Source organism: Rhizobium sp. BK196, assembly GCF_014193255.1.
Lineage (GTDB): Bacteria > Pseudomonadota > Alphaproteobacteria > Rhizobiales > Rhizobiaceae > Rhizobium.
The window spans coordinates 118,949-134,752 of sequence record NZ_JACHZB010000001.1; the positions used below are offsets into that span (position 1 = coordinate 118,949).

Annotated in this window: 16 protein-coding genes; 11 read left to right on the top strand and 5 right to left on the bottom strand. The window is 62.4% G+C overall.

Annotated elements, in window-relative coordinates:
• The first annotated feature begins 22 nt into the window (after positions 1-22).
• Together FHT78_RS00645 and FHT78_RS00650 are read left to right on the top strand one after the other, a co-directional pair.
• Positions 23-988: an MBL fold metallo-hydrolase gene (locus FHT78_RS00645; RefSeq protein WP_246715021.1), complete on the top strand. Its 966-nt coding sequence runs from the start codon at positions 23-25 to the stop codon at positions 986-988.
• A 62-nt stretch (positions 989-1,050) separates the two neighbouring features.
• A complete protein-coding gene (locus FHT78_RS00650; RefSeq protein ID WP_183739105.1) occupies positions 1,051-1,401 on the top strand; it encodes a DUF2200 domain-containing protein in 351 nt (116 codons plus the stop codon).
• Between the two features lie 290 nt (positions 1,402-1,691).
• Here FHT78_RS00650 and FHT78_RS00655 read toward each other — a convergent pair whose 3' ends face one another.
• Complete coding sequence (locus tag FHT78_RS00655; protein WP_183739108.1) at positions 1,692-2,309, bottom strand: TetR/AcrR family transcriptional regulator; 618 nt, start codon at positions 2,307-2,309, stop codon at positions 1,692-1,694.
• Positions 2,310-2,414: 105 nt separating this feature from the next.
• On the opposite strand from FHT78_RS00655, the gene FHT78_RS00660 reads away from it, so the two are divergent.
• The 4 genes from FHT78_RS00660 (at position 2,415) to FHT78_RS00675 (ending at position 8,965) form a co-directional block, all read left to right on the top strand.
• On the top strand, positions 2,415-3,491 hold the full coding sequence (locus FHT78_RS00660) for an efflux RND transporter periplasmic adaptor subunit (RefSeq protein WP_183739111.1): 1,077 nt from the start codon (positions 2,415-2,417) through the stop codon (positions 3,489-3,491).
• Positions 3,488-4,558: an efflux RND transporter periplasmic adaptor subunit gene (locus tag FHT78_RS00665; RefSeq protein WP_183739114.1), complete on the top strand. Its 1,071-nt coding sequence runs from the start codon at positions 3,488-3,490 to the stop codon at positions 4,556-4,558. The genes FHT78_RS00660 and FHT78_RS00665 overlap by 4 nt, the downstream gene beginning before the upstream one ends.
• Positions 4,559-4,570: 12 nt before the next feature.
• Complete coding sequence (locus FHT78_RS00670; RefSeq protein ID WP_183739117.1) at positions 4,571-7,612, top strand: efflux RND transporter permease subunit; 3,042 nt, start codon at positions 4,571-4,573, stop codon at positions 7,610-7,612.
• 168 nt (positions 7,613-7,780) lie between these two features.
• Entirely contained in the window at positions 7,781-8,965 is a 1,185-nt protein-coding gene (locus FHT78_RS00675; RefSeq protein ID WP_246715023.1) for an alpha/beta hydrolase, read from the top strand.
• 130 nt (positions 8,966-9,095) lie between these two features.
• On the opposite strand, the gene FHT78_RS00680 is transcribed toward FHT78_RS00675, so the two are convergent.
• A complete protein-coding gene (locus FHT78_RS00680) occupies positions 9,096-9,986 on the bottom strand; it encodes a LysR family transcriptional regulator (RefSeq protein ID WP_183739123.1) in 891 nt (296 codons plus the stop codon).
• A 106-nt stretch (positions 9,987-10,092) separates the two neighbouring features.
• On the opposite strand from FHT78_RS00680, the gene FHT78_RS00685 reads away from it, so the two are divergent.
• Positions 10,093-10,566: an AtaL-like protein gene (locus tag FHT78_RS00685; protein ID WP_183739126.1), complete on the top strand. Its 474-nt coding sequence runs from the start codon at positions 10,093-10,095 to the stop codon at positions 10,564-10,566.
• Between the two features lie 66 nt (positions 10,567-10,632).
• Positions 10,633-11,286 (top strand): SDR family oxidoreductase, encoded by a 654-nt coding sequence (locus tag FHT78_RS00690; RefSeq protein WP_183739129.1) that lies wholly within the window; start codon positions 10,633-10,635, stop codon positions 11,284-11,286.
• 9 nt (positions 11,287-11,295) lie between these two features.
• Here the strand turns inward: FHT78_RS00690 and FHT78_RS00695 are convergent, their stop codons facing one another.
• Genes FHT78_RS00695 through FHT78_RS00705 form a run of 3 tightly spaced genes read right to left on the bottom strand, consistent with a single transcriptional unit; the run spans position 11,296 to position 13,481 of the window.
• Positions 11,296-12,198: a dihydrodipicolinate synthase family protein gene (locus tag FHT78_RS00695; RefSeq protein ID WP_183739131.1), complete on the bottom strand. Its 903-nt coding sequence runs from the start codon at positions 12,196-12,198 to the stop codon at positions 11,296-11,298.
• Between the two features lie 13 nt (positions 12,199-12,211).
• Entirely contained in the window at positions 12,212-12,844 is a 633-nt protein-coding gene (locus tag FHT78_RS00700; protein WP_183739134.1) for a LysE family translocator, read from the bottom strand.
• Positions 12,845-12,872: 28 nt separating this feature from the next.
• Positions 12,873-13,481, bottom strand: coding sequence for a LysE/ArgO family amino acid transporter (locus FHT78_RS00705; RefSeq protein ID WP_183739137.1), 609 nt, complete (start codon positions 13,479-13,481; stop codon positions 12,873-12,875).
• Between the two features lie 100 nt (positions 13,482-13,581).
• Between FHT78_RS00705 and FHT78_RS00710 the strand changes: the two genes are divergently transcribed.
• From FHT78_RS00710 to FHT78_RS00720, 3 genes are all read left to right on the top strand, one after another.
• Positions 13,582-14,478 carry a LysR family transcriptional regulator ArgP gene (locus FHT78_RS00710; protein WP_183739140.1) on the top strand — a complete coding sequence of 299 codons (897 nt, stop codon included), beginning with the start codon at positions 13,582-13,584 and terminating at the stop codon, positions 14,476-14,478.
• A 66-nt stretch (positions 14,479-14,544) separates the two neighbouring features.
• Positions 14,545-14,964, top strand: a complete 420-nt coding sequence (locus tag FHT78_RS00715; protein ID WP_246715025.1) for a GNAT family N-acetyltransferase — start codon at positions 14,545-14,547, stop codon at positions 14,962-14,964.
• A 32-nt stretch (positions 14,965-14,996) separates the two neighbouring features.
• A complete protein-coding gene (locus FHT78_RS00720) occupies positions 14,997-15,791 on the top strand; it encodes a metallophosphoesterase (protein WP_183739143.1) in 795 nt (264 codons plus the stop codon).
• Positions 15,792-15,804 lie beyond the last annotated feature (13 nt).

Consider the following 15,804-nt stretch of genomic DNA (forward strand, 5'->3'; position numbering starts at 1 on the left):
CATTCCGGAAAGGACCTGCCAAATGACCCAGGATTTCAGACTTTCCCGTCGCGGGTTTTGTCTCTGCTGCATGGCTGCCTCGTCATTCGCCGTATCGGGAGGCTGGCTCACCCCGAAACAGGTATTCGCGAAGGCTCAGGGCATCGTCGATCTGATCCGCGACGCTGCCGCCAAGGACCCGATCAAGGTCCACAAGGCAAGGGCCGGCATATCGGTCCTCGAAGGATCGGGCGGAAACATCGCCGTCCTGACGGGGGCGGACGGAAAGGTTCTCATCGACGGCGGCATCACCGCGTCCCGGCCGCGGTTACTCGAGGCCCTGGCCGGACTTGGCAAACAGCCGATCAGTCATCTCATCAACACGCACTGGCATTTCGATCATACGGATGGAAACGCATGGCTGAACGCCGAGGGCGCGGCCATCCTGGCGCATGAAAACACCTGCAAACACCTGATGTCGGTCGTGAGGGTCGAAGACTGGGATTACGAGTTCCCGCGACCGCCGCTCCCCGCGGTGCCCTCGGAAACCGTCGGCGACGAGATGTCCCTCAAGCTCGACAAAGCCACCCTGATGCTGAAGCATCATCCGAATGCTCACACCGATGGCGACATCTCCGTCACCTTCGGCGAAGCAAACGTCGTCCATGCCGGAGACCTCTACTGGTACGGCATCTATCCCTTCATCGACTATTCGACCGGCGGCGGGATCGACGGGCTGATCAAGGCGGTCGAGGACATCCTGGCCAATGTCGCCAATGACACGATCGTCATCCCCGGTCACGGCCATCCCGTCAGCAACAAAAAGGAACTCACCGAGTACAGGACGATGCTGGTCGATATCCGCGGGAACGTCGCGAAACTGAAAGAGGCCGGAAAGCCGATCGACGAGGTCATTGCCGCAAAGCCGACAACCGAGTTCGATGCGAAATGGGGGCAGTTCCTTGTCACCCCTGAATTGTTCACGCGCCTCGTCTATCATGGCGTCTGAAAAGATCGCGCAACGGGAAAGCTGGCCGCACGGTCGCGAGATGCGCAACGTCAGGAGGAGGCATGACGAAGCATCGTATCTATTCGGTAAGCGTGGCAAGCGTTTACCCCCATTATCTCGCCAAGGCCGAGAAGAAAGGCCGCACCAAAGCGGAGGTCGATGAGATCATCTGCTGGCTGACGGGGCATAGTCCGGAGAGCCTGCGCGATGAGCTGGCGCAGAAAACCAGCTTCGAAGATTTCTTTGCGCAGGCGCCGGCAATGAACCCTTCCCGTTCGCTTATAACAGGCGTCGTCTGCGGCGTGCGCGTCGAGGAGATCGAGGAGCCGACCATGCGGGAGATCCGCTACCTGGACAAGCTGGTCGACGAGCTCGCCAAGGGAAAGACGATGGAGAAGATCCTGCGGGCATAGCCGGCGGCCCCGGCCCGCGGCTTCAGTCGACCGCTCCGCATCTCAGATAACGGCGGGGGGAGCCCCCTCACCTTAACCCTCTCCCCGCCGGGTAGAGGGGACGTAGCATACGACGCCTTGGAGATTGACGAGACGGTGCAACACCCCCCCTTCTCGCCGGCGGGGTCCGAAGGACGGGTCGAGACGACCCGTGGCTCGACTCCGGTCAGGTGCCCGAAGGTCGGATGAGGGGGCCGCACACCCCGTTTCAGGGCTTGAATCACTTGACCACAACTCAACCACGGTGCGGATCAGGCCAACAACCCGTGCAGGACAAGATCGATATGGGCTTTCACATAGGCGTCCTTGTCCAGAACTCGCCGCTCGTCGAAGAGCAGCTTGAAGAACAGGAAGGTGATGGCGGGCGCCACGACTGCGTCGGAAAACGCGGCCGGCCCCGAGCGGAATTCGCCGAGCCTTACCCCGTCATCGATGATGGACTGCAATTGCAGGTCGAGAGGATCGATGAATGCCTCGTGGTGTCTATCGACGATATGGGGGAAGCGCGAACCTTCGGCGATGATGAACCGCATCATCTCGCGCAATCTGCGATCGCTGACCATGAGATCGTAGATCTGCTCGATCGTCCTCTGCAGCCGCTCCACGGCGGTGCCCTTCTGCTCGCTTACACGCGCCAGAAAACCTTCCAGCGGCACCGAAATGTGCCTGATCATCGCTTCGAATAGCTGCTCTTTCGTCTCGAAGTAAACATAGACCGTTCCCTTCGTGACCCCCACCCTGGCGGCAATGTCTTCGACACGCGTCGCGACATAACCGCGCTCGACGAACTCTTCGAACGCCGCCTCCAGGATCTCTGCGGGCCGGCGGGCCTTTTGCTCGGCGCGCGTCAACTTCATCGTATCAGGCATGGTTCACCTTGAGCGTTTTTTGTGATCGGGCGTCAAGATAATTTCTATTGACTAACGAGTCAGTCAATATTATCCGTCTGCCGAACCGATGCAAGAGGTCAAATCATGAAAACCGTCCTTGTTGCCGCCTGGCTGGGCGTCAGCGCAGTCGCGCTCGCCTCATGCGAAGAGAAAAGCGCGAGTGAGGCAAAGCCGAAGAATGTGGAAGCTGTCGTGGCCAAGGTCACGCCAACAGTCGAAAACAACGCCATAACAGGCGAAGTCAGCGCACGCGTCGAGAGCGACCTTTCCTTCAGGGTCAGCGGGCGCATTGTCGAGCGTCTCGTCGATGTCGGCTCGTCCGTGAAGGCGGGACAGGTGCTGGCGCGCATGGACGCGGAGGAACAGAAGGCCGATCTCGGAGTCGCCACCGCTAACCTGCAGTCGGCACTTGCCCAGCAGACGCAGGCCCAGCTCGCTTTCGACCGGCAGCAGAACCTCTTCAGGACGCAGGTTGCGACCCGTGCCGCGCTCGATCAGGCCCAGGAAGCGCTGCTGACCGCTGAGGGCGGCGTGAAACTCGCGCAGGCGCAATTCGATACGGCAAAGGACGCCCTCTCCTACACGGAACTGCGCGCCGATGCCGATGGCGTCATTACCGCCAGAAACGCCGAAGTCGGCCAGGTCGCGCAGGCAGCACAGCTCATATTCACGCTTGCGCATGATGGGCCGCGCGATGCCGTCTTCAACGTCTTCGAATCCCTCTATCTCGGCCGCAATCTTGAAAACACCGTTGCCGTCAGCTCCCTTTCGGCTCCATCTCACAAGATAGAAGCTTCCGTGCGCGAGATATCGCCGACGATCGACCCGTCGACCGGAACGATCAGGGTCAAGGTGGGCCTCGAAGCCACACCGGACATGCAGCTTGGCGCTCCCGTCGTCGGCACCTTCCGCTCCAAAGCGCAAAACGCAATCGAATTACCGTGGTCGGCCATGGCCTCGAAGGGCGGCCAGCCGGCCGTCTGGATCGTCGACCCCGCCTCGTCGAGCGTGTCGCTCCGCCCGGTCGATGTCTCCGACTACGAGACCGGCCGTTTTGCCGTGCGCGCAGGTGTCTCGCAGGGCGATATCGTCGTCGTCGACGGCACGAAATTCCTACGACCGGGCGAGGTCGTCGCATACGGCAAGGGAGCCGCAGAATGAATATCCGTATCACAGCCGGCCTTGCGATCCTCGGGTCACTGCTGCTCGCCTCCTGCCAGAAACAGGAAGAAGCGCATGCGGAGCCGCCACGCCCCGTCCTTTCCGTCGTCGTCACGTCGACAGCGGCCTCCGCACTCAGCCTGCCGGGCACGGTCCAGGCCAGGATCGAGACCCAGCTTGCGTTTCGCGTGCTGGGACGGGTCATCGCGCGCAAGGTCAGCGTCGGCGATGTCGTCAGGAAGGGCGATATCATTGCCGCCATCGATCCGCTGGCGCTGGAGCTTGCGGTCAGAAGCTCGCAGTCCGAGCTTTCGAATGCGCAGGCCCAGCTCGCCAATGCCGCCTCCACCGAAGAACGCCAGCGATCCCTGCTCGAGAGCCGGTCGGGAAGCGAAGCGGCCTACGAAGAGGCCGAACTCGGGCGCAAGAGCGCCATCGCAGCGGTCGCCAAGGCGCAGGCCAATCTGGACAAGGCCGAAGAGCAGCTCGGCTACGCGCAGCTGAGAGCCGAATTCGACGGAGTCGTGACGGCGACTTCGGCCGAAGTGGGCCAGGTCGTGGCCGCGGGCCAGAGCATCGCCACAATCGCCCGCCCCGAACAGAGCGACGCGGTGATTGACATACCGGTCGCAAGCTTCGACGGCCTCAAGGTGGGATCGCCCTTCGAGGTTGCCCTCCAGCTGGACCCGACCATCCGAGCAAGCGGTATCGTCAGGGAGATCGCCCCGGAAGCCGAGGCGACGACGCGCACGCGGCGCACGAAAATAGCGCTCGTCGATCCGCCGGCCGCCTTTCGCCTGGGCTCGGTCGTCACCGCGACCGCAACCGTCAACGCCGAGCCGATGATCCTGCTCCCCTCCTCCTCCGTGCTGCTGAAGGACGGAAAGCCTGTTGTCTGGGTGATCGACACGGCCGCCGCCAAAGTTTCCATGCGCCCGATCAGGATCGACGGAGACATCCCCGAAGGAGGCTCCGTTCGCATCGCCGAGGGCGTCAGCCCGGGCGAGCACGTCGTCATCGCCGGCGTTCACAAGCTCGTCGATGGCCAGGCCGTCAGAATAGACTAAGGAAAAATCCCCGTGAAAAAATTCAACCTGTCCGACTGGGCGCTCGAACATCGTTCGCTCGTCTGGTACTTCATGATCGTCTTCATTCTGGCCGGCGCGTTTTCCTATATCGGTCTCGGCCGCGAGGAAGATCCCAACTTCACCATCAAGACCATGATCATCCAGGTGCAGTGGCCTGGCGCGTCCGCCGAGGAAGTGACCAAGCAGGTCACCGATCGCGTCGAAAAGAAGCTGGAAGAGCTTGAATCGCTCGATTACGTCAGGAGCGAGACGGTTGCCGGGAAAACCACGATCTTCGTGGAACTGCTGCCGACGACCAAGGCCAAGGATGTGAATGCCATCTGGATGCGCGTGCGCAACATGATCGGCGACATCAAGGGAGATTTCCCGAGCGGCGTCATCGGGCCGTTCTTCAACGATCGCTTCGGAGACGTCTTCGGCAATATCTACGCCTTTACCAGCGATGGGCTGACGCAGCGCCAGCTTCGCGACCTCGTCGAGAACGCGCGCGCAAAGGTGCTGACGGTTGAAAATGTCGGCAAGGTGGACATTATCGGCGCGCAGGATGAGGCGATCTATCTCGAATTCTCGACGCGGAAGATCGCCGCCCTCGGGCTCGACCAGCAAGCCGTCATCGACACGCTGCAGGCGCAGAATGCCGTGACCCAGTCGGGTTTCGTCGATGCCGGTCCCGAGCGCATCGCCCTGCGCGTCAGCGGTCAGTTCACGTCGGAGGAAAGCCTCAAGGCGATCAATCTTCGCGTCAACGACCGCTTCTTCCCGCTGACCGATGTCGCGACGATCAAGCGCGGCTATGTCGATCCACCCTCCGCGCTGTTCCGCTACAACGGCCAGCCGGCGATCGGGCTCGCGATCGGCATGAAGACGGGTGCAAACCTGCTCGAATTCGGCGAAGCGCTCGACAAGGAGATCGAGCAGGTTAAGGCAGACCTTCCCATCGGCGTGGATGTCGAGCGCGTCTCCGATCAGCCCGCCGTCGTGGACGAGGCCGTGTCCGGCTTCACGCGCGCCCTGTTCGAGGCGATCGTCATCGTGCTTGCGATCAGCTTCATCAGCCTCGGCGTGCGCGCAGGTCTGGTGGTAGCCATCTCCATTCCGCTGGTGCTGGCGATCACCTTCCTCGTCATGGCCTATAGCGGCATTTCCATGCAGCGTATTTCGCTCGGCGCGCTGATCATCGCCCTTGGCCTTCTGGTCGACGACGCAATGATCGCCGTGGAAATGATGGTCGCCCGCCTGGAGGTCGGCGACGACCTCAGAAAGGCGGCGACCTATGTCTACACCTCGACCGCCTTCCCGATGCTGACGGGCACGCTGGTGACGGTCGCGGGCTTCATCCCCGTCGGTCTCAACTCCAGCGCCGCCGGCGAGTTCACCTTCACCCTTTTCGTGGTCATTGCCGTCTCGCTCCTGGTGTCATGGGTCGTCGCGGTCCTGTTCACGCCGCTGCTCGGCGTGACCATCCTTCCGAAGACCATGAAATCGCATCATCAGCAGAAAGGCCGCTTTGCGCGGGTCTTCGCCTGGCTGCTCAGCCTGGCGATGCGCTGGCGCTGGATCACGATTGCCGCCACCGTCGCAGCCTTCGCTCTTTCCATCGGCGGCATGAGCCTGGTGCAGCAGCAGTTCTTCCCCTCCTCCGACCGGCCCGAGCTGATCGTCGACTGGAACCTGCCGCAGAACAGCTCCATCTCGGAGACGAACAGGCAGATCGCGAAGTTCGAACGCGAGATGCTGACGGGCAACAAGGATGTCGACCACTGGACGAGCTATGTCGGCCAAGGGGCTCCCCGCTTCATCCTGTCCTTCGATGTGCAGACGCCCGACGTCTCGTTCGGCCAGACCGTGATCGTCACCAAGGGGCTCGACGTTCGCGACAAGCTCAAGGGCGAATTGCAGGATTATCTGACGAAAACCTTCCCCGGAACCGACGCTTTCGTGAAGCTTCTCGACATCGGCCCGCCGGTCGGCAAGCCCGTGCAATATCGCGTCAGTGGGCCTGACATCCAGAAGGTCCGTGATATCGCCCAGCAGCTTGCCGGCATCGTCGGTCCGCATCCGCTGCTGTCAAACATGACCTTCGACTGGAACGAGCCATCACGCGTGGTCAAGGTCGATGTCCTCCAGGACAAGGCACGCCAGCTCGGCGTCTCGTCGCAGGACATTGCAACGGCACTCAACAGCATCGTCGAGGGATCGGCGGCCACGCAGATCAGGGACGACATCTATCTCGTCAACGTGGTCGGCCGCGCCCAGACCTCGGAGCGAGGGTCTATCGAGACGCTGCAGAACCTTCAGCTTGCCGGCGCGAACGGCAATTCCGTGCCCTTGTCCGCGGTTGCGAATTTCCACTACGAACTGGAGCAGCCGACCATATACCGGCGGACACGCACGCCGACCATCACCATCAAGGCCGCCGTCGTCGGACCGACCCAGCCGGCGACGATCGTCGCCGAACTGCAGCCGAAAGTCGACGAATTCCGCAAGAGCCTTCCGAGTGGCTACCGTATCGTCGACGGCGGTTCGGTCGAGGAAAGCGCCAAAGCGCAGGGACCGATCGTGGCGGTCGCACCGCTGATGCTGTTCATCATGGCGACGATCCTGATGATCCAGCTGCAAAGTTTCAGCAGGCTCTTCCTGGTCTTCGCCGTCGCACCTCTGGCGCTGATCGGTGTCGTCACGGCCCTGTTGCTCAGCAATGCGCCGCTGGGCTTCGTCGCCATCCTCGGTGTCCTGGCGCTGATCGGCATCCTGATCCGCAACTCGGTGATCCTCATCGTCCAGATCGAGCACCTTCGAAGCGAGGGCATGCCACCCTGGCAGGCCGTCATCGAAGCGACTGAGCACAGAATGCGCCCGATCATGCTGACGGCGGCTGCGGCCACACTCGCGCTGATCCCGATCTCCAGGGAGATATTCTGGGGGCCGATGGCCTACGCGATGATGGGCGGCATTGTGGTCGGCACGCTCCTGACGCTGCTCTTCCTGCCGGCTCTCTATGTTGCCTGGTTTCGAATACCCCGCGAAGCCTGACAACGTCGGGCCCGTCCGGATCATTCCGGGCGGGTCATGTCCCACTGACGAGATGAACGGATGCCACAGGTTGGACGAACAGCCTTTGCCGGCAGCAGCTGTCTGGTTGCCAGCTTGCCGCGCGCATTGACCTCATTCGCTGTCAAGCGATCGTGCCTTTCAGCCCTGATGGCTCTCTCGGTATTGGGGGGGTGTGCAGGACGACTGGAGAATGTTCTCCAGCCGCTCGCAACCGCGGGGCCAGGCACGAGCACGGTGGACATGCTGGTGGCAACCACCCGCCAGCCGACCGACAAGCCGGGCGAACTTTACTCCGGCGAGCGGGGAACGGCGATTTCTCTCAACGACATCGTCGTTTCCATTCCTCCGGATCGAAACCGCAAAGTCGGCGAGGTACAATGGCCCTCGCATGTGCCGGCCGATCCCGAAAAGGAGTTCGCCGTCCTGAAGGTCGGCGAGATGCCGACAGAGCGCAAGATCTTTGAATGGTTCAACAAGAAGCGCAATGCGAAGCGGCAGGTCGTCATTTTCGTGCATGGCTTCAACAATACCTACGCCGATGCCGTCTTTCGCTTCGCGCAGATCACCCATGATTCCGGAACGGATGCTGCCCCGATCCTCTTCACCTGGCCCTCGCGCGCCAATGTCTTCGACTATCTCTACGACAAGGAGAGCACGAATTTCTCACGCCGCGCGCTGGAGGATCTGATCCTGCAGGCTGCCAGAAGCCCTGACGTCGGCGAAGTGACGATTCTTGCTCATTCCATGGGATCCTGGCTGACCGCCGAGGCACTACGCGGGGTTGCCATGCGCAACAAGACGATCCCGGCCAAAGTGAAGAACGTTATCCTGGCCTCGCCTGACATCGATATCGATGTCTTTCGCCGGCAGATGATCGAGATGGGGCCGCAACGCCCGCATTTCACGATCTTTTCGTCGACGAGGGATAAGGCGCTGCAGGTTTCGCAATGGCTCTCCGGCGGCGTCACGCGCGTCGGCGGCTTCGATTCGACACCCTACGCCGCGGATCTGGATAAGCTCGGAGTGACCGTCATCGATACGAGCGCCGTCAAAGCGGACGACGCATTGGGCCATAATACCTTCGCCGATAACAGGGACATGGTCCAGTTGCTTGGACGGCGGCTGGCAGGACAGTCTCTGGATACCGGAAAGGCCTCGATCGCGGACCAGGTGGGCATGGCCGCCGTTCGAACGGCCGACCTAGCGGGATCAGCAGCAAAGATTGCGGTCGTCGCTCCGATGTCGATCATCAGCAATGATGCGAAACAGGTGTTGAAACACCAATTTTCCTCGGGGCCGCAGCCGATCGTCGATGGGAAAATTTCATATTAGCCTTGGAGCACCATTTGGCTCCGCTAGCGGCCGACAGCCGCCCTCGGTTTCTCAAGCGCCTCCCGCACCCCGCCCGCGCACCTGCTCCGGAAGGCCGAGCACCGGGCGCGGCAGGCCTTCGAGTGCGCGGTCAGGCGATATAGGCAGCCAGTTCGTCCGGCGTGCCCATCGGAAAAGCCGCTTTCAGATAGTCGAGAAAGGCGGATACGCGCGTGCTCAGCAGCCGCCGCGAAGGATAAAGCGTCCAGAGCGCGATCTCCGGCACGTCGGCATCTCCCCAGTGAATCAGCGAGCCGGCAGCAAGATCGCCACTGACGAGCGAGATCGGAAGGCGGGCAGCCCCCAATCCCATGCGCACCGCGTCACGCACCATTGTCAGCGACGACAGCCTGAGCACTGTGTCCACGGCAATGTCCGACCGGCCGCCCGCTCGCCTGACATGCCAGACGGCGGTCTGATCGCCCGCTCCGCGCACGACGGCCGGAACCACCGAACCATCTGTCGGCCGCACAACAGCCGGGCTCGCCACGACTACCAGACGGTCACGCAGGAAGATCCGCCCGACGAGGCTCTCATCCGGATCCGGATTGACCCGGATCACCAGGTCGTAGCCTTCCTCCACCATGTCGACGGCCCGGTCTTCCGTCGTCACCTCGAGCCGCACGTCGGGATAGGCAAGCGCGAAACCGGCGGCGAGCTTGCCCATTGCCGTCTGCGAAAACAGGAGCGGCGCACTGATCCGCAGCCTGCCGCGCGGCTTGTCCGCACCGGAGGCGATCGCAGCAGCCGTCTCGTCGAGCTCGGTCAGCAGAGCACCGGTGCGCTCGTAAAGCGCCCGCCCCTCCTCCGTCAGCTTCAGGACACGCGCCCCACGCTCGAAGAGACGCAGGTCGAGGCTTGCCTCCAGCTCCGCAACCCGGCGCGAGAGCGTCGCCTTCGGACGTCCGGCGGCACGGGCGGCGCGACCGAACCCGCCATGGCGGGCAACGAGATTGAAATCGGCAAGCGCAAGCAGGTCCATATGTTCCACTCATGAGACGAACTGTCCAGATTAACAGTCTACCGGACCATTTCTGAACCACGCATCTTGAGGATGTCAAGCAACCCAATACGAGAAGGAAAAGACGATGATCTATTCAACTGCGACTGTTCCGGTCAATCCGGAAGGCGAGATCCCGCTTACCCGCGCCGAGGCATGGCAGGGCCTTGTCCTCAAGGCCCGCGATGCCCGCCTGTTCCTGCCGCCCAACCTTTGCACGGCTTGCGACGTGGTGGAAGAAAGCGCCACCCACATCGTGCGCGAGGCGACGATCGCCGGACAGGACCTGCGCGAAATCATAACTTTCGAGCCGGAAAGCAAAGTCACCTTCTTCCAGGCCACAGGGCCGCGCGAAGGCGCGATCGTCAACGAACTGTTCGAGGACGAGCAAGGCGCGCTGCAACTGCGCTTCTATTGCTACCTCGGCCTGCGCGGCAGGGAGCCGAACGGGCCGGAGGAACAGGCCGAACAGGCCTGGACGGATGGCGAGAAGGGCTACAGGAGCGCCCTTCTTTCGACGCTGAAACGCACCCGCGAACTGCTCGCAGCGGGCAATCTCTGATCATCAACCGGAAGCGACGGGACGGCCTGAAATCGGGCGTCCCGCTTTGTGAAAAGGAACGAAGCCATGAGCACTATTGAAACCGATCACCCGAAAATCCTGATCCTCGGCGCGACCGGGCCGACCGGCCGCCTGATCGTCTCTGAGGCGCTGGCGCGCGGCTACGACGTGACAGCGCTCGTGCGCTCGCCCGAAAAGGCCGCCGATGTCAGGGGCGCCAAACTCGTTGTCGGAGATGCGCGCGACGAAAAGGTCTTGCGCCAGGCGCTGGAAGGCCGCGACGCCGTCATCAGCGCGCTCGGCACGCCCGCAAGCCCCTTCCGCGAGGTCACGATGCTGTCGACCGCAACCCGCGCACTCGTCAATGCCATGGCGGCCGAGCACATCTCCCGCCTCGTCTGCATCACCGGCATCGGCGCGGGCGACAGCGCCGGGCATGGCGGCTTCCTGTTCGACAAGCTGATTTTCCCGCTTCTCCTCAAGAAGGTCTATGCCGACAAGAACCGGCAGGAAGCGATCGTGAGAGACAGCGGCCTCGACTGGACCCTGGTGCGTCCCTCACTTTTGAACAACAAGGCCGGTGATGCACCGGTCCGTGCCCTCACCGACCTCTCGGGGTTTCATGGCGGCAGCATTGCGCGGGCGGCCGTCGCAGCCTTCGTTCTCGACCAGCTGCATCAGGACCGCTGGCTGCACCAGGCCCCGCTGATCACGCAGTGAGCAGCGGCTTTAGCGGCAGACAGCCGCTCCCAGTTTCTCAAGCGCCTCCCGCACCCGCCCACGCGCGGCTTCCGGAAGGCCAAGCACCGGCCGCGGCGGAGCAAACCTGCCGAGGCCGAGGAGATCGGCAAGGCTGTACATGACACGGAAACTGCCGAATTCCTTGAACAGCGCCCAGAGCGGCGCAAAGGCTTCGTCGATGCGCGCCGCCTCGGCTGCATCGCCTGCCTGCGCGGCCCGCGTCAGTTTCAACGCCTCGGCGGGCAGAAGGCCGGCAACCACGCTGTACCAGCCGTCGGCCCCTGCCGTGAGCGCATCGGCAGCACCCCAGTCGCCGCTATAGCCGACCGCGAAACCGTCAGGCGTCACTGCCCGGAGACTTGCGATTTCGGCGGCGAAATCGCCCTTGGCCGGCAGCGGCATCTTCATCGCCTTGACGGTGCCGAGCCTGGAAAGGCGGGCGATCAGCTCAATACTGAACGTGAATTTCGTCGTGCCCGGATTATTGTAGATGCAGAGCGGCAGCTGGCCGGCATCGGCGACGGCGGCAAAGTGCTCGTAGACTTCGTCATCGGTCAGCGGCGTATAGGAGACCGGCGCCAGCAGCAGGCCGTCCGCCCCGAGCTCCCGCGCATCGCTGGCAAGCGCCTGCGCCTCGTCCGTCCTGAGCGCCCCGACGCCGACTATGACGGGGATCTTGCCGCCGACCGTGGACATGGCCGTTTCCACCGCACGACGCCGCTCTTGGCGCGACAGGAAAGCATAGGCGCCGGTGCTGCCGAGCAGGCCGATGGAATCCGCGCCCGCGGCCTGGATGCGGTCAAGCAGCGTGGCGAGCGCGGCGGTATCGACGACACCCGAAGGATCGGCCGGCGTGATCGGAAAGGCGGAAAGACCATGAAAAAGCGGCATCTGGAATATCCTTTTATGCGCGTGACAGCAGGAGCTTCATGCCGGCCGCCCCGAAGACGAGCGCCAGCGTGCCCTCGATCCACCGGCGCGCATGGCGATACATGCGCACCATCGGCGCGGTGGAAAAGACCAGCGCATAACCGCAGAAGATCGTGACACTGAGAATGGCGCAGCCCGCAAGGATGATGGCGACCGTCGTCGGCGTCGCGCCGGGACCGAGACCGAGCGTCATGGTCGCGATCCAGCCGAGCAGCGCTTTCGGGTTGGTCAGATGCATCAAGAGCCCGCGGCGATAGAGGCTGAAGCCCGAAGCCCTGACGGCATCGAGCGTCCTGCCCTGCTTCTCGTCGGAGGTCATGGCCGATTTGCCGGCCTTGTAGGCGAGGAACATGAGGTAGAGACCGCCGAAGACCTTCAGGATGATGAGCGCCTGGGCATATTGCGCCAGAATGGCCGAGATTCCCGTCGCTGCCATCGAGCCCCAGAAGAGCGAGCCGCTGACGACACCGGCCGCGATCATCAGCGCCGGCTGGCGGCCCTGGTGCATTGCGACGCCCATGATGCGCATGTTGCTGGGACCGGGGCTGGCTGCGGCGATGATATAGGCGGTGAAGACGAGGGCAAGGTGATGCGGATCGAATGACATTCTGATTTTCCTGAAATGCGCGCAGCCGTCACATGCCGTTCAGGAGCTTGAACGCGATCAGCCACATCACGAAGGCGATGACGGTTTCGAGAATGCGCCAGGAAGCCGGCCGTGAAAAGATGGGGCGAAGCCAGGCGGCACCATATCCCAATGAAAAAAAGAACAGGAAGGAACCGGTTACGGCGCCTGCGGCAAAACCCGCCTGATGGCCGGCAAAGCGCGTCGAGACCGTGCCGAGCAGGATCACCGTATCGAGATAGACATGCGGATTGAGCCAGGTCAGCGCCAAGCACATGGCCATGGTCCTGCCGAAGCCCGCCCCCGCCCCGTTTGAAACCTGTAACGCACCCGAAGACCTGACCGCCGAATAGAGGCTTTTTGCCCCATACCAGATGAGGAATGCCGCCCCGCCATACCGCATGAGCGGATCGAGCCAGGGCATGAGATCCACCACCTGTTTCAGGCTGGTGACACCGATGACGATCAGAATTGCATCCGAGAGAGCACAGGCGAGGCACACCGCGAAAACATATTCGTTGCGCAGGCCCTGGCGCAGGATAAAGGCGTTCTGCGCGCCGATCGCCACGATCAGGCTGAGACCGACGGTCATGCCGGTGAAATAGGTCGAGATGTCCATGATATCAGAGGTTTCCGTCGCGGTGTTGAGACGCTCCGTAGACGGATCGACTGGATTAGGCTAATTAATCATCCTTACGTGAATTAAGAGCAGCTTATCCATGATCGATTACCCCGCCCTTCGCGTGCTGCTTGCCGTCGTCCAGACCGGAAGTTTCGAGAAGGCCGCCGCCGTGCTGAACGTCACGCCGTCGGCCGTCTCGCAGCGCATCAAGCAGCTGGAAGAGCGCCTCGGTGCCGCCCTTGTCGTGCGTGGTACGCCGTGCACGGCAACGGAAAAGGGCGACTGGCTCTGCCGCCACATGGAAAATGTCGGCATGCTGGAAAGCGAATTGCTCGAACACCTGCCGGCGCTGAGCGACCGCGACAGCCCCGAACAGCGCGTCACGCTGCAGATCGCCACCAGCGCCGACAGCCTCGGCACCTGGTTTCTGGAAGCGATGGCGGATTTCTCGAAGGCTTCGAACTACCTCCTGAACATTTCCGTCGACGATCAGGATTACACGGCCGAGTGGCTGGAACGCGGCCGCGTTATCGCCGCCGTCACCAGCATGGAAAAGCCTGTTGCCGGCTGCCGCCGCTATTCACTCGGCGCGCTACGCTACCATGCGACCGCAAGCCCCGAATTCATCCGCCGCTATTTCCCTGACGGCGTCACCCCAGAGGCGCTCGCCCGCGCCCCGTCGCTGACCTTCAACCAGAAGGACCGCCTGCAGGCAGACTGGATCCGCCGCACGCTTTCGACCGACATCAACGTGCCGATCCACTGGCTGCCGGCCACCCAGGGCTTTATCGATGCGAGCCTGCTCGGCATGGGCTGGGGCATGAACCCGATCCACCTGACCGAAAACCATATCAAAGCCGGCCGCCTCGTCGAGCTGATCCCCGATACGCCTCTGGATGTTGTGCTTTACTGGCAAATCAGCCGCCTTGCCGCCGACCGGCTTGCGGGGCTGACGCAGAAGGTGACCGAGGTGGCGAGGCGGTTGCTGGTGTGAGGGTGACGTCGGGGATATAAGCGGCGTCTGCTTTGCGCCACAAGCGACTGCGAAAGGGCTGCCGACTTGAAGCTGGTAAAGGTATCACGTCAAGCTGAATGGGAAGCCTATCATCGGATTCGACGGCATGTGCTGTTTGATCTGCGCGGATTGTCTGGGTACGACGATCGACATCCTGATGACCGAAAGCCCGAGCATCTTCCTTTGATTTTTGTCGATGGAAGCGAGCCCGTCGGTGCCGTCCGTCTTGATTTCATGGGGGACGGGAATGGCGTGGTTCGCACGGTCGCAATTGTCGCGGAGCGACAGCGGCAAGGTATCGGCCGAGCCATGATGACCGCCGTGGAGACGCTCGCCATGGCACGGGAGGTAATTAGATTAGAAGCCCACGCAGCACCCGATGCAGTGGGTTTTTACTATAAAATTGGCTGGGAAATGGTCGATGCCCATCGGCCTGATCCTCTTATGGCAAAGTTTTTGAGATGACCGCAAAACCGAGAGCCAGAACGGAGCCATCGATGACCGCGAACGCTTGTCTGCACACATTCGCAATCGGCGATGTCCATGGGCGTGCCGACCTGCTGGAGGTGATGCTGTCAGGCATTGCAGGCAAGGCGGGCGACGAGAGGATCGATTACCGGATCGTCTTCCTCGGCGACATCATGGACCGTGGGCCGGAGAGCCGCAAAGCGATGGATCTCGTGATCCGGACGCTGCGCGAAAAACCGGGCTCGAAGCTGATACGCGGCAACCACGACGCCCTCCCCCTTCATATCCTCGACGAGACGGACCCGGCCGTTCAGGCAGATCTCGTCAACCACTGGCGGGACCTCGGAGGCAGCGAGACAATGCTCTCCTACGGCCTGCCCTTTGGGGCAGCCATCACCGCAGACGAGATCCGCAGCAGGTTTGGAGACGAGCGCCTGCAATGCCTGCGCGCGGCCGAGCGCTATGTCGAACTCGACCACCACATCCTCGTCCATGCCGGCCTGAAACCAGGCATCCCCTTGGCCGAGCAGGATGCGCATACGCTGATGTGGATTCGCGGCGAGTTCCTGAACGCCAGCGCCTCATTCGGCAAGATCGTCGTCCATGGGCACACGATCACCGCAAGCGAACGCGTCGAAATCTTCCCGAACCGGATTGCCATCGATACCGGCGCCTTCGCGACGAATATCCTGTCTGCGCTTCACATCAGCCCATCCGGCGATGTCGCGGTGCTGCAGGCAACGCAAATCCTCCCCGGCCCCTGCCGTTTTCAGCAAGGCAGGCCCCTCAGCCGGTCTCATAACGATGCTGACATGCTTTTCTAGGATTGGGCAGAGC

Bases quoted from the DNA above. Each gene is read 5' to 3' on its own strand.
- FHT78_RS00645 (WP_246715021.1), top strand. From the start codon at position 23: ATGACCCAGGATTTCAGACTTTCCCGTCGCGGGTTTTGTCTCTGCTGC.
- FHT78_RS00650 (WP_183739105.1), top strand. From the start codon at position 1,051: ATGACGAAGCATCGTATCTATTCGGTAAGCGTGGCAAGCGTTTACCCC.
- FHT78_RS00655 (WP_183739108.1), bottom strand. From the start codon at position 2,309: ATGCCTGATACGATGAAGTTGACGCGCGCCGAGCAAAAGGCCCGCCGG.
- FHT78_RS00660 (WP_183739111.1), top strand. From the start codon at position 2,415: ATGAAAACCGTCCTTGTTGCCGCCTGGCTGGGCGTCAGCGCAGTCGCG.
- FHT78_RS00665 (WP_183739114.1), top strand. From the start codon at position 3,488: ATGAATATCCGTATCACAGCCGGCCTTGCGATCCTCGGGTCACTGCTG.
- FHT78_RS00675 (WP_246715023.1), top strand. From the start codon at position 7,781: ATGGCTCTCTCGGTATTGGGGGGGTGTGCAGGACGACTGGAGAATGTT.
- FHT78_RS00680 (WP_183739123.1), bottom strand. From the start codon at position 9,986: ATGGACCTGCTTGCGCTTGCCGATTTCAATCTCGTTGCCCGCCATGGC.
- FHT78_RS00685 (WP_183739126.1), top strand. From the start codon at position 10,093: ATGATCTATTCAACTGCGACTGTTCCGGTCAATCCGGAAGGCGAGATC.
- FHT78_RS00690 (WP_183739129.1), top strand. From the start codon at position 10,633: ATGAGCACTATTGAAACCGATCACCCGAAAATCCTGATCCTCGGCGCG.
- FHT78_RS00695 (WP_183739131.1), bottom strand. From the start codon at position 12,198: ATGCCGCTTTTTCATGGTCTTTCCGCCTTTCCGATCACGCCGGCCGAT.
- FHT78_RS00700 (WP_183739134.1), bottom strand. From the start codon at position 12,844: ATGTCATTCGATCCGCATCACCTTGCCCTCGTCTTCACCGCCTATATC.
- FHT78_RS00705 (WP_183739137.1), bottom strand. From the start codon at position 13,481: ATGGACATCTCGACCTATTTCACCGGCATGACCGTCGGTCTCAGCCTG.
- FHT78_RS00710 (WP_183739140.1), top strand. From the start codon at position 13,582: ATGATCGATTACCCCGCCCTTCGCGTGCTGCTTGCCGTCGTCCAGACC.
- FHT78_RS00720 (WP_183739143.1), top strand. From the start codon at position 14,997: ATGACCGCGAACGCTTGTCTGCACACATTCGCAATCGGCGATGTCCAT.